10 protein-coding genes and 1 riboswitch are annotated in these 13147 nt (G+C 55.7%); of the genes, 5 read left to right on the top strand and 5 right to left on the bottom strand.

Going from position 1 to position 13147, the window contains the following annotated elements; translation table 11 throughout:
* Positions 1–122 precede the first annotated feature (122 nt).
* Both murI and btuB read right to left on the bottom strand, forming a co-directional pair.
* Positions 123–989 carry a glutamate racemase gene (gene murI, locus CYR55_RS16920; protein WP_101817532.1) on the bottom strand — a complete coding sequence of 289 codons (867 nt, stop codon included), beginning with the start codon at positions 987–989 and terminating at the stop codon, positions 123–125.
* Positions 934–2805 carry a TonB-dependent vitamin B12 receptor BtuB gene (gene btuB / locus CYR55_RS16915; RefSeq protein ID WP_101817531.1) on the bottom strand — a complete coding sequence of 624 codons (1872 nt, stop codon included), beginning with the start codon at positions 2803–2805 and terminating at the stop codon, positions 934–936. Before btuB ends, murI begins: the two co-directional genes overlap by 56 nt.
* Before the next feature lie 72 nt (positions 2806–2877).
* Positions 2878–3080, bottom strand: a riboswitch (cobalamin riboswitch).
* A 130-nt stretch (positions 3081–3210) separates the two neighbouring features.
* Between btuB and trmA the strand changes: the two genes are divergently transcribed.
* Positions 3211–4320 (top strand): tRNA (uridine(54)-C5)-methyltransferase TrmA, encoded by a 1110-nt coding sequence (trmA, locus tag CYR55_RS16910; protein WP_101817530.1) that lies wholly within the window; start codon positions 3211–3213, stop codon positions 4318–4320.
* 52 nt (positions 4321–4372) lie between these two features.
* Here trmA and CYR55_RS16905 read toward each other — a convergent pair whose 3' ends face one another.
* Together CYR55_RS16905 and fabR are read right to left on the bottom strand one after the other, a co-directional pair.
* Positions 4373–4741 (bottom strand): YijD family membrane protein, encoded by a 369-nt coding sequence (locus tag CYR55_RS16905; RefSeq protein WP_101817529.1) that lies wholly within the window; start codon positions 4739–4741, stop codon positions 4373–4375.
* A 76-nt stretch (positions 4742–4817) separates the two neighbouring features.
* Positions 4818–5450: an HTH-type transcriptional repressor FabR gene (gene fabR / locus CYR55_RS16900; protein WP_165699618.1), complete on the bottom strand. Its 633-nt coding sequence runs from the start codon at positions 5448–5450 to the stop codon at positions 4818–4820.
* Between the two features lie 214 nt (positions 5451–5664).
* Between fabR and sthA the strand changes: the two genes are divergently transcribed.
* The gene (sthA, locus tag CYR55_RS16895) at positions 5665–7068 is read left to right on the top strand and encodes a Si-specific NAD(P)(+) transhydrogenase (protein ID WP_101817527.1); all 1404 of its coding nucleotides are present in this window, start codon (positions 5665–5667) and stop codon (positions 7066–7068) included.
* On the opposite strand, the gene oxyR is transcribed toward sthA, so the two are convergent.
* Complete coding sequence (gene oxyR, locus CYR55_RS16890) at positions 7051–7968, bottom strand: DNA-binding transcriptional regulator OxyR (RefSeq protein ID WP_101817526.1); 918 nt, start codon at positions 7966–7968, stop codon at positions 7051–7053. The genes sthA and oxyR overlap by 18 nt on opposite strands.
* Positions 7969–8117: 149 nt before the next feature.
* On the opposite strand from oxyR, the gene CYR55_RS16885 reads away from it, so the two are divergent.
* From CYR55_RS16885 to CYR55_RS16875, 3 genes are all read left to right on the top strand, one after another.
* Positions 8118–8849, top strand: a complete 732-nt coding sequence (locus tag CYR55_RS16885) for a glutathione peroxidase (RefSeq protein ID WP_072931628.1) — start codon at positions 8118–8120, stop codon at positions 8847–8849.
* A gap of 130 nt (positions 8850–8979) precedes the next feature.
* On the top strand, positions 8980–10428 hold the full coding sequence (locus tag CYR55_RS16880; protein ID WP_101817525.1) for a dihydrolipoyl dehydrogenase: 1449 nt from the start codon (positions 8980–8982) through the stop codon (positions 10426–10428).
* Positions 10429–10689: 261 nt separating this feature from the next.
* On the top strand, positions 10690–13146 hold the full coding sequence (locus CYR55_RS16875; RefSeq protein WP_101817524.1) for a glycosyl hydrolase family 18 protein: 2457 nt from the start codon (positions 10690–10692) through the stop codon (positions 13144–13146).
* Position 13147: the final 1 nt, after the last annotated feature.

Here is a 13147-nt window from a genome sequence, read left to right as displayed (position 1 = left end):
ACCCGGCGACGTGTTGGTCGTTGTTCCCGGTCAGTGGAGGCGCATTATAGGGAGTTCCTGACAGGCTGCAACCCCTAAATTCAAAAAATTATTCAACCGGCTAAAATTTAAACCAGCCGCTGCTAAAGTGACAGTTTTTCGATGGTTTTAAAGCCATAACCGGCCAAAACAGGGCGTAGAGCCTCTGTTTGCGCTGAAATGCCCATACAGTATGCAATGTTTTTTTCTGTAGAAAGCGGCACACTTTCCTGATTCGCAATCAGCCAGGCGGTACGGCGGGCGATTGCAGCCCCGGAATCCACCAGCCGGGTGCCCTCCGGCAGAACCTGCATTAACTCATCAGCGACTAAAGGGAAGTGCGTACAGCCCAGAACGACCGTATCAGGCGGTTCTGGCAGTTTCAGCCAGGGCCTTACAATCTTTTGCAATGCCTCAAGCGGCACATCTTTACCGTGCAGTTTCGCCTCAGCTATCTCCACCAGCTCTGACGATCCCAGCATCAGGATTTCACAATCCGTCGCAAAGCGGGCCACCAAATCGTGTGTATAAGGGCGTTGTACGGTGGCGCGGGTCGCTAACAAACCCACTACACCATTACGCGTGAGTTTGGCTGCCGGCTTGATCGCGGGTACCACGCCGACGACGGGGCAGGTAAAGCGTTCACGCAAAGCAGGCAAGGTTACGGTGCTCGCGGTATTGCAGGCAATAATGATAATCGCCAGGGGATGACGCCGGGCCACGGCCTCTACAATCTCCACCACCCGTTCAACGATGAACTGCTCTGACTTCTCCCCATAGGGAAAAGCGACATTATCGAAGGCATAGATATAGTGGAGATCCGGCAACAGCTGCCGGATCTCCTGATAGACCGAGAGCCCCCCGACGCCGGAGTCAAATACCAGCGCCGTGGGGCGGGGGGTCAGTAAGGAAGGGTCAGAAGGTATAGCTGCCAGTGAGGTAGTATTCACGTCCTGGTGTTTCGTAGCCATAAACCGTCTCATAATCTTTATCAAACAGGTTGGCAATTCTACCACGAACGGTCAGGTGCGATGTAACCGGATAAGAGGCGGAAAGATCGACCAGACTGTAGCCTGGCATACGCCGCTGCTCTGAGGCGTACTGGTTAGTATTGTTGTTATAGCTTTTGCCGAAATACTGATAGGCGATATCCATATCCAGATTGAACATTGTCCAGTCCAGCTGGTACTTGAATTGTTGCTTGGAGCGGTGAGCCAGCACCTCATTATCCTGGTCACGGCGCGGATCGAGATAAGTCAGCGTAATACGGTGGCTGAAGATGCCGGTCTCCATACTGCCGGTCCATTCAATACCTTTGATGGTGGCAGACTGAACGTTGTAATAACTTCCCTGATAAGTTGCCTCATCATAATAGTAATCAATCAGATTATTGATTTTGTTTTGATACGCTGACAGGCGCCAGTCCAGCGGGCCGCTCAACCCTTCCAGCCCTACTTCCCATTGCCTGGAGCGCTCAGCCTCAAGATCCGGATTAGAAGAGATATAAAGGCGCTGCTGACCGTACATCTGCCCCAGAGTAGGTGCCTGGAAGCCAGTACTGTAAGAGAGGGTCACACGATAAGCGGGGATGAATTCCCAGCCTGCCGCCGCTTGCCAGGTGCCGTTCCAGCCAAATTGATTGTTATCATCACCACGGGCTGCCCCTTCCAGGGTGACGGTGCCGAACTGTTGTTGGCCGGTAAGGTAAAGACCCGTATTGTCACGTGTATAGGAATCGGATGCGTTGGCATCTGAAGAAGTCAATTTCTGTTGTTGCCAATCCACACCGGCACTCACCATGCCCTGCCCGATACGAAAGCTGTTACCCCATTGAAGGTTACGCTGATCCATATCGTCCAACGTCGTACCGGACTGATACAACCCCAGCGTACTGGCATAGTTATAATCTTTATATTTCTGGAAGCTGCCCGTTAGCTGCGAGGTGTAATCGCCTTCAGTGAAAGTCAGCCCACCTTCATAAGTGTGGTTATAAAGCTGGCGCTCGTCCCCGCCATCCTGATAACCCGCGTCATAACCACTTTTATTGTCGTAACCATAACCACGAACGAACCCAGCGAACTGGTCATTAAAGGTATGATCAATCCCCGCCCAGAACGTTTTACTACGGAAGCCATCACGATCGCTGTCTACTGAATAGGCCGAGTCTGGCTGTACGTTAAACCCTTTGGTGTCCTGGAAAGCTCCGGCCACCGTTACCAACGTTTTATCACCGATTTTCTGGCGCAGGCTGCCGTCATATTGTTGGTAGTGGTCAGACCCAACCCCAACATCGACCTGCGCGCCTGGTTCATCAGTCTGGGTGATAATATTGATGACACCACCAATCGCATCTGCCCCATATACCGCCGAACGCGGGCCGCGAATAAATTCAATACGCTGTACCAGCGCAATCGGGATCTGGCTGAAGTCTGCAATACCGGTAATACCCGGCTTTGCCAGCGGGATGCCATCCACAAGCACCAGTGTATGGCGCGCTTCAGTACCGCGGACATAAACAGAGGTCGTTTGCCCCATTCCACCGCTCTGGGTTATATCGACGCCCGGCAGACGCCGGATGACATCAGTCACGCTTTTGGCCTGCCAGCGATCTATTTCCTCGCGGGTTACCACATCAGTTGGGGCCAGCACAGAAGAGACCGGCTGTTGAGTCCGGTTCGCCGTCACCACCACACTATCATTATTGTTATCTTCAGCAGCGGCGTGCGCCCAGCCGGAAAAGGCCGTGGCAGAGAGCGCTGTCCACAGCAGGGATTTTTTTATTGTCATGCGAAACGCATCCAAACTTAATTGGCAGGATGCCGCAGGCAGTCATCCTCGCAGTTCGCGACGAAGATGAATAATGCGACGGGTATCCCGGCAGGTCTTCGGACTTGGGATCCGTGCAATATCAGCACGCCGGGCGAAGACTTCCCACCCCTTGCGGAGCAGTGTCTGCAGTAATGCGTTCGCCGTGACTTCCCCTTACCGCTGCGCGTCAGTTCCGGATTTACACCGGATTCCCTTTTAACTCATTGATAGAGGCCGGAGCGCAATGCTACGATCAACCCATATGGAAGTCTAGACTTCCACGTTCGCGGCAGGAAATTAACGTCACAAAACTGGACTTAGTCCTGACTTTCCCTACAATCCCCGCAAACCGACTCTTTTTCCCCTATCCAGACGAGAAATTCCATGACGCCTGACACGCTGCCCATTGACCAATATGACGACCAGCTGGCGGAAAAAACCGCCCGTCTCAAGACGCTGATGTCGCCGTTTGCCGCGCCGGAGCCGGACGTCTTCCCCTCCCCTAAACAGCACTACCGTATGCGGGCAGAGTTCCGTGTCTGGCATGATGAGGAAGAACTGTTCCATATCATGTTTGACCAGCAGACCAAGGCGCGTATCCGGGTCGACCAGTTCCCGGCAGCCAGCGAGCTGATCAACCGCCTGATGACAGCGCTGATTAATGAACTGAAACCGCTGCCGGTATTACGCCGCAAATTGTTCCAGATAGATTACCTCTCTACCCGGAGCGGCAAAATCATCGCCTCACTGCTCTATCACCGCAAGCTGGATGAGGAGTGGCAACAGGCCGCTACCGCACTGCGCGATCGCCTGCGGGCGCAGGGGTTCGACCTGCAACTGATCGGCCGTGCGACGAAAACCAAGATCATGCTGGATCAGGACTATGTCGATGAGTGCCTGCCGGTGGCGGGGAAAGAGATGATCTACCGTCAGGTGGAAAACAGCTTTACCCAGCCCAATGCCGCGGTGAACGTGAGCATGCTGGAGTGGGCGCTGGATGCCACCCATGGGTCCACCGGCGATCTGCTGGAGCTCTACTGCGGTAACGGCAACTTCTCACTGGCGCTGGCGCGTAACTTTAACCGGGTACTGGCGACGGAAATCGCGAAACCGTCCGTAGCCGCCGCGCAATACAACATTGCCGCCAACCAGATCGATAATGTGCAGATCATCCGCATGGCGGCGGAAGACTTTACCCAGGCGATGAACGGCGTGCGGGAATTTAACCGCCTGAAGGGCATCGATTTACGCAGCTATCAGTGCGAAACCATCTTTGTTGACCCACCGCGCAGCGGGTTAGATGCCGACACCGTCGCGCTGGTGCAGGGTTACCCGCGCATCCTCTATATCTCCTGCAACCCGGAGACACTGTGTGAGAACCTGCAAACTCTGAGCCAGACCCACGACATCACGCGGCTGGCGCTGTTTGATCAGTTCCCCTACACGCACCATATGGAGTGTGGCGTCCTGCTGGTGAAGCGCGACGCCGGATGACAGGCACAAAAAAGCCCTCAACTGAGGGCTTTTTTTATGGGCGATACTGCGATCAGACTTCCGGGTTCACTCTGCTGTCGCGCGCCTTGAGTTTGACGCCAATCCAGAAGACCAGCGCCACCGCCAGAATGGCCGGCAGGAAGTTGGAGCCAATCTGCGGGTACTCCGCCCGGACAATCGCGCTGTAGAGCAGCAGGCCCAGCATAAAGCAGGCGGCCGCCAGCGACGGCATGCCCTGCGGCATCGTGCGGTTCAGGTAACGCTGGTGCAGGCAGTAAATCGCCAGCAGCAGGGAAATCAACGGGAAGACGGAAAACGGCACCACCGAGCTGAACAGCGCGGCAAAGGAGCCGTTAATCGATAACCCGGCAATCAGGGCGAGCAGCAGGGTACCTTTCTCGCGGCGAGGGTGTTCTGTCATCTTTTTACCTATCTGTCGTGGGTTTGAAGGAAACATGGTGTAAAAGAAACATGAAGAGTGCCGGCCGGCAGTGCCGTTAATCCTGCGACAACGCCGCTCTCTCCTGCTCCCGGCGGTACCAGTAGTACGCGCCTTTTGAAATCATCCGCAGTTGCAGCACCAGCCGCTCTTCCAGCCGGCGGCGTTGTTCAATGTCCACATCCAGCGCTTCCGCACCGGCACTGAACACAATGGTCACCATCGCTTCGGCCTGGGCTTCGGTAAAGCTGCGCGGCATATGGTTTTCCAGCTCCAGGTAATCGGCCAGTTCCGCGATAAAGTGCTGAATCTCACGCGCCACGGCGGCACGGAACGCGGCAGAGGTGCCGGAGCGCTCGCGCAACAGCAAACGGAATGCATTAGGGTTATTACCGATAAATTCCATAAAGGTGGAGACCGAGGTGCGGATCACGCTGCCGCCCTTGGCGATACGCTGGCGCGCCTGGCGCATCAGCTGGCGCAGCATCAGGCCGCTCTCATCCACCATCGTCAGCCCCAGTTCATCCACATCCCGGAAGTGGCGATAGAACGATGTCGGGGCTATACCCGCCTCGCGGGAGACCTCGCGCAGGCTCAGGCTGGCAAAACTGCGCTCGGCGCTGAGCTGGCTGAATGCCGCCTCGATCAGTGAGCGCCGGGTGCGTTCTTTTTGTTGTGCTCTTACGCCCATAACCTTTTCCAGAGGAGTGTCCTGTCAACCGATGCGCCTGCCATTGCCGCACTATATCAAACTTTTCAGACCCGACGCTTCTACAAACATGCAACAGTCAGTGACGGTGAAAAAATGGCAGTGCGCCCCACGAAAAGACTACGGCGGATTGGGGATTCGAGCCTATGATGTTACAATCTCGTTGTAATTTTGTATAAGAATAGGTGCCTCAGACATGCAACAGCACTTCCAATTTGATGCGATCGTCATCGGCTCCGGCCCTGGCGGTGAAGGGGCCGCAATGGGCCTGGTGAAACAGGGCGCACGGGTTGCGGTGATTGAACGCTACAACAACGTGGGCGGCGGATGTACCCACTGGGGCACCATCCCCTCGAAAGCCCTCCGCCACGCCGTCAGCCGCATCATCGAATTCAACCAGAACCCGCTTTACAGTGACACCACCTCCCGCTCACTCAGTTCCAGTTTTCCTGATATTCTGCGCCATGCCGACTCGGTGATAAACCAGCAGACCCGCATGCGCCAGAGCTTCTATGAGCGCAATCAGTGCCAGCTTTTCTCCGGTGATGCCACCTTTATTGACGCCAATACCATCAGTGTCCGCTACCCGGACGGCACCACCGACCGCCTGACCGCCGGGCAAATTGTGATCGCCTGCGGCTCGCGCCCCTACCGCCCGGCAGAGGTCGATTTCGGCCACCCGCGCATCTATGACAGCGACTCCATCCTGCAACTGAGTCACGAACCGCGCCACGTCATTATTTACGGCGCTGGGGTGATCGGCTGCGAATATGCGTCGATCTTCCGTGGTCTTGGGGTGAAAGTGGACTTAATCAACACCCGCGACCGCCTGCTGGCGTTCCTGGATCAGGAGATGTCAGACGCCCTCTCCTACCACTTCTGGAACAATGGCGTGGTGATCCGCCATAACGAAGAGTACGAGCGGATTGAAGGGGTCGAGGACGGGGTGATTGTGCACCTGAAATCGGGCAAGAAAGTCAAAGCAGACTGCCTGCTGTACGCCAACGGCCGCACCGGCAACACCGACAATCTGGGGCTGGAAACCATCGGCCTGCAGGCAGACAGCCGTGGTCTGCTGAAAGTTAACAGCATGTACCAGACGGCGCTGTCGCATATTTATGCCGTGGGGGATGTGATTGGCTACCCGAGCCTGGCCTCGGCCGCGTATGACCAGGGGCGCATTGCCGCGCAGGCGATGATCCAGGGTGAAGCCAAAGTCCACCTGATTGAAAACATCCCGAGCGGGATCTACACCATCCCGGAAATCAGTTCCGTGGGCAAAACCGAGCAGGAACTCACGGCGATGAAAGTGCCGTATGAAGTGGGCCGGGCGCAGTTCAAGCATCTGGCGCGGGCGCAAATTGCCGGGATGAATGTAGGCAGCCTGAAACTGCTTTTCCACCGCGAAACCAAGGAGATTCTGGGTATTCACTGCTTTGGCGAGCGCGCGGCGGAGATTATTCACATCGGCCAGGCCATCATGGAACAGAAAGGGGAAGGCAATACTATTGAGTATTTCGTCAATACCACCTTCAACTACCCCACGATGGCGGAAGCCTACCGCGTTGCCGCACTGAACGGGTTAAACCGCCTGTTTTAATGCGGTGTCAAACATCGGCTGCATATGCTCTTTGATGGCCTCTGCCAGTTGCTCATAGCGGCTGCGCAGTGGTGAGCCGGGGCGATAGACCAGCGCAATGGTCCGCTTCGGCTCCGGTTTGCAGCACTGCATGTAGCTCACGCCGTCACGCTGGCGCTCATTCGGCACCGCCAGCGCAGGCAACAGCGTGATGCCGCTGCCGGCCGCCACCATGTTCCGCAGGGTTTCCAGGCTGGTGGCACGGAAGTGGGTGTCCTCGTCCGCCCCGGCCTGGAAGCAGAAGCCCATCGCCTGGTCGCGCAGGCAGTGGCCATCTTCCAGCATCAGCAGCTTTTCACCGGACAGCTCCGCCATCGCCACGCGGTCACGCCCCGCCCAGGGGTGATCGGTATACACGGCCAGCTTCAGCGGCTCATCAAACAACGGCACTTCGATAAAGGATTCTGACTCTTTCACCAGCGCCAGAATCACACAATCGAGCTTGCCGCTGTCGAGCTGTGCCAGCAACTGATGGGTTTGCGCCTCGTGCAGGTACATCTCCAGCTTCGGGAACGTCTGGTGCAGCATCGGGATGATATGCGGCAGCAGGTAAGACCCGAGCGTCGGGATCAAGCCAATATGCAGCGGGCCGGACATGGTCTCTCCCTGCTGGCTTGCCATCTCCTTGAGCACTTTCACCTCACGCAACACGGTGCGGGCCTGCTCCACCAGCAACAGCCCGGCCTGGGTGAACAGCACCTTACGGCTGGTGCGTTCCAGCAACATCACCCCCAGTTCATCTTCCAGCTTACGGATCTGGCCGCTCAGGGTGGGCTGGCTGACGTGGCAGGCATCCGCCGCACGCCGGAAATGGCGGAATTCCGCCAGGGAAACCAAATACTCTAAATCGCGAATGTTCATTTTTTCCTCCGACCCATGATAGCTCATGGCAATGAATAAGATAGCAATCAACGATTAGATCTATCAACCCCCAGCGTGAATAATGTACCCCAACGAAGCAAGTCACATGCAGAAATAAGAAATTCATCCTTTATTTTAAGAGGTTATCGATGTTTTCAAGCCAAGAAGGTAAGCAAGTCCCACAGGTTGTGTTTCATACCCGTCAGGGCGACCAGTGGGTTGATGTCACAACCGACGACCTGTTCAAAAATAAAACGGTTATCGTCTTTTCACTGCCGGGTGCCTTTACCCCGACCTGTTCTTCCAGCCATCTGCCGCGTTACAACGAACTGGCCGGTGTGTTCCGCCAGCACGGCGTAGACAGCATCCTGTGTGTTTCCGTGAACGATACGTTCGTGATGAACGCATGGAAAAACGATCAGCACGCTGAAAACATCACCTTCATCCCGGACGGTAACGGCGAGTTCACCAAAGGTATGGAAATGCTGGTAGAGAAAGCGGACCTGGGCTTTGGCCCGCGCTCCTGGCGTTACTCCATGCTGGTTCGTAACGGCGTGGTAGAAAAAATGTTCGTTGAGCCGAACAAGCCGGGCGACCCGTTTGAAGTCTCTGACGCTGACACCATGCTGAAATACCTGGCACCTGAGTTCAAAATCCAGGAATCCGTCTCTGTGTTCACTAAGCCGGGCTGCCCGTTCTGTGCCAAGGCAAAACAGATGCTGCAAGAGCGCGGTATTCAGTACGAAGAGATCGTTCTGGGCAAAGACGCGACCACCGTCAGCCTGCGCGCTGTTTCCGGCCGCGCCACGGTACCACAGGTCTTCATCGGCGGCCGTCACATTGGTGGCAGCGACGATCTGGAAACCTTCCTGGCCGTATAACCCTGACGTAAGAGATAAGCCATCCCTGCGTATTAACAATAAGAAACAGCCAACGTGAATTTTGGCGGGCTTTTAGCCCGCCTTTTTTATTCCCGTCCCTTTTTTACACAGCAGAAAACCGAGGCATACCATGAAACAACTAAACGTCGACGTTGCCGTCATCGGCGGCGGCACCGCCGGCCTGGGCGCTTACCGCGCCGCGAAACTTTCCACGCCGAATGTGGTGATGATCGAGGGCGGCCCGTTTGGTACTACCTGCGCGCGGGTAGGCTGTATGCCTTCCAAACTGCTGATTGCGGCGGCGGAAGCCGTACACCAGGCGGAACGCGCCCACGGTTTCGGCATCCACCCTCAGGGTGAAATCGTGATCAATGGTCGTGAAGTCATGGATCGCGTCAAGTATGAGCGCGACCGGTTTGTCGGCTTCGTGCTTGAGGGTGTCGATAACATCCCGGCGCGTGACAAAATCTCCGGCTATGCCCGTTTTATTGATGACAACACGCTGATGGTGGATGACCACACCCGCATCGTGGCGCAGCGCATCGTGATTGCTACCGGCTCGCGCCCCACCTGGCCCGCAGCCTGGGACGCACTGGGCGATCGTCTGGTGATTAATGATGACGTCTTCAGCTGGGATGACCTCCCGGCCTCCGTCGCGGTATTCGGCCCCGGCGTAATCGGCCTGGAGCTGGGCCAGGCGCTGCATCGCCTTGGCGTCGAGGTGAAAGTGTTTGGCGTCGGCGGTGGTGTCGGCCCGCTCACTGACCCGCGTGTGCGCGACTATGCCGCCGCCACCCTGGGCAACGAGTTTTACCTCGATCCGGATGCAAAAATCGAGATGATGCAGCGCGAAGGCGATCGCGTCTTCATCCGCTATCAGGACAAACAGGGCAACCCGCAGGATCTGATGGTGGATTACGTGCTGGCCGCTACCGGCCGTCGCCCGAACGTTGATAAGCTCGGGTTGGAAAACACCACCCTGACGCTGGATGCGCGCGGCGTACCGACGGCCGGCCGCCTCACCATGCAAACCAGCGTGCCGCACATTTTTATTGCCGGTGATGCCAGCAACCAGTTGCCGCTACTGCATGAAGCCAGCGATCAGGCACGGATTGCCGGCGATAACGCCGGGGCCTTCCCGGAAGTGAACCCGGGTTTACGCCGCAGCGCGATCTCAGTGGTATTCTCCGATCCGCAGATTGCCATGGTCGGCGCCACCTACCGCGAACTGAACAGTGCGCTGGGCGCCTGTGGCTGCTTTGAAATCGGTGAGGTCTCCTTTGAGAACCAGGGCCGTTCACGGGTGATGCTGCGTAATAAAGGCAGGCTGCACGTTTATGGCGAGCAAGGTACCGGGCTGTTCCTCGGTGCGGAGATGATCGGCCCGGATGCTGAACATCTGGCACACTTGCTGGCGTGGGCACATCAGCAGAAAATGACCATCAACCAGATGCTGGATATGCCGTTCTACCATCCGGTGATTGAAGAGGGGCTGCGCACGGCCCTGCGCGATCTGCAAAGCAAACTGCGCCTCGGCAATGACGAGGCCGAACGCTGCCAGCGCTGCCCGGGCGAGTAAACTGTCACCGTTCCTCAACGAAAAGCGGGCCTGCCAGGCCCGCTTTTTATTTCCCAGCCCTGTACCCACCCTTATTCCCACGCATAGCCACGTATAAATAGAACAAGATAAAAAATAACCTTGATCTATTTAAATGAAACTCTAAAAAATAGTTAATTGCCACTTCAATAATTATTAAATTTTTCATGTTATTCGCTTTGTTAATATCCTTTCCGCGATTTTATTAGCACGCGTAAAATTTATTATTCAAAGGGAATGACAATGAAATTAACACGTATTTCCAGGGCATTACTTGCCATTGGTTTGACCACCGGTGCCGCCAGTGCTTTCGCGCTGGAAGCCTGGAATGGCCAGGAAGGTGGCGACACGATGCAGGTTATTTTTGACGGCAGTGTCTACCAGAATGCATGGTGGGTGGCTGCCGCTAACTGCCCGAAAGATGCCGCCGCCGATGAAGCCAATAACCCGTGGCGTTATCTCCGCACGGCTACCAGCGCTGAAATAGCAGAATACGGTAACCCGACCAGCTGTGATATTAACGGCGGCGGCACCCCGGTTGTGCATGAAACCTTCAGCACCGATAAAGCCTATAAAGAAGGCGATATCGTGATGTATCAGGACAATAGCTATAAAGCAAACGGTGCGGTGCCGGCCTATTCCTTTATTCCGGCTGAAGGCAACCCGTGGCAGCTTTATACGCCGGTAGACACCTGGATCGCCTCCAAAACCTATAATAAAGGGGATGTGGTCAAGGTGAACGGCCAGTCTTACGAGGCGCTGTTCTACACCATCGGTGATGACCCTTCAAACCCGGCTAACCAGAACCCGGACAATAACAACGGCCGTCCATGGAAACCGTTAGGCGCGACGGTGGAATACACGCCGGAACAACTGGCCGCCGCCCCGCAGTTCAGCGCTGCTACCCTCTACCCTGCCGGGCAACTGGTGCAGTTCCGGGGCCAGCCGTATGTGGCGCAGGCCAAAGTTCAGCACGCCTCCCCAACAGATGCTAACCCGTGGGCAGTGTACATCGACTGGGCGGGCACCAAGGAGCGCGTAGGCACGCCGAAAAACCCGTGGCCGGCCCATGTTTATGCACCGTATGTGGACTTCAGCCTGAACAGTATTCCGGATCTGGCGAAACTGGCGAAAGAGCAGAACGTTAACCACTTCACCATGGCATTTGTGGTGGCGAAAAGTGGTGACCAGTGCCTGCCGACCTGGGGCACCGCCTACAACCTGCAGGACTACACCCAGTACAGCAAAATCAAGGCGCTGCGTGAAGCCGGTGGCGACATCATGGTTTCCATTGGTGGTGCAAACAATGCCCCGCTGGCCGCTGCCTGTAAAAACGACGCTGACCTGACCCAGCTTTACCATGACATCGTGGATAACCTGAACCTGAACGTGCTGGACTTTGACATCGAAGGCACCTGGGTGGCGGATCACGAGTCAATCCAGCGCCGTAACCGCGCCGTAAAAGCGGTACAGGCGAAATGGAAAGAGGAAGGCCGCAAAGTCGGCATCTGGTACACGCTGCCGATCCTGCCGACCGGTCTGACCGCCGAAGGGCTGTATGTGCTGGAAGATGCGCGTGACGCCGGGGTCGATCTGGCCGGTATCAACGTGATGACCATGGACTACGGCAACTCGGTTTGCCAGTCTGACAACACCGAAGGCCAGAACATCCACGGCACCTGCGCGACCTCCGCGATCGACAACATGTCCGCACAGTTGAAGAAAATCTGGCCGGCCAAGTCCGACAAAGAGATCAACGCCATGATGGGCACCACCCCGATGATCGGGTACAACGACGTTCAGGGCGAAGTGTTCTACCAGTCTGATGCAAAACTGGTGATGGAAGATGCGGTGAAACGCGATCTCGGCATGATCGGCATCTGGTCGATGGCGCGTGACCAGCCGGGCATCGCCAAACAGGTCAGCCCGGAACACAGCGGCATGACTGAACAACAAGCGCCGATGTATGCCTACAGCAAGATCTTCGCGCCGTTTACGCATGTTGATGACGAAATTAACCCTGCCCTGGCCGCCCTAAAAGGGTTTGAAGTAGTCATCAGCAATGGTGTCCCGATGACCAGTTTGTCATTAGATCGCCCGGCTCACGAAGCGAGAAATATGAACTATACCATTGAGCTTAATGGTAAATATTGGGCGAAAAGCCAGTACAACCGATGCTATGAATGGGGAACGAAAAAAACAGACACGGTGAATGATATTGTAACCTGTTCCTGGGGTATCCCGCTAAAAGTCGGTGATACATTACACCTGTGGAACTATTCCAATGGCGTTCAGACCCCCCTGGAAACCATCACCGTGTCAGAAAAAACCCTGGAAGGGAAAACTTCGGTGGCGCCCATCATCGGCGAACAGCTGAAAGGATTTGCTCTCGCACTTCAGGAGGGTAAGCCGGTTCTGCAAATGACGGTGACTCAAGAAGCGCATAAAGCCTCAGACGTTAACTTTTCTATTGAGCTGAACGGCAAATATATCGGCAAAAGTCAGAATGGCTCGATAGACCATGGTAAGAAAACCATTAATACCGAGACAAATATGGTCACCGGCACCTGGACTAACCAGTTGAAAGCAGGTGATAAAATTAAACTGTATCGCTTTAGTAACAGCGTTTACACGCCTATCACTGAAACCCTGCTCACCAGCGATATGCTGAAAAACGGTGGCTCACTCATTAACCAATAAC

Source organism: Chimaeribacter californicus, from assembly GCF_002858675.1.
GTDB lineage: Bacteria > Pseudomonadota > Gammaproteobacteria > Enterobacterales > Enterobacteriaceae > Chimaeribacter > Chimaeribacter californicus.
This window is presented reverse-complemented; position numbering and strand designations above follow the sequence as displayed.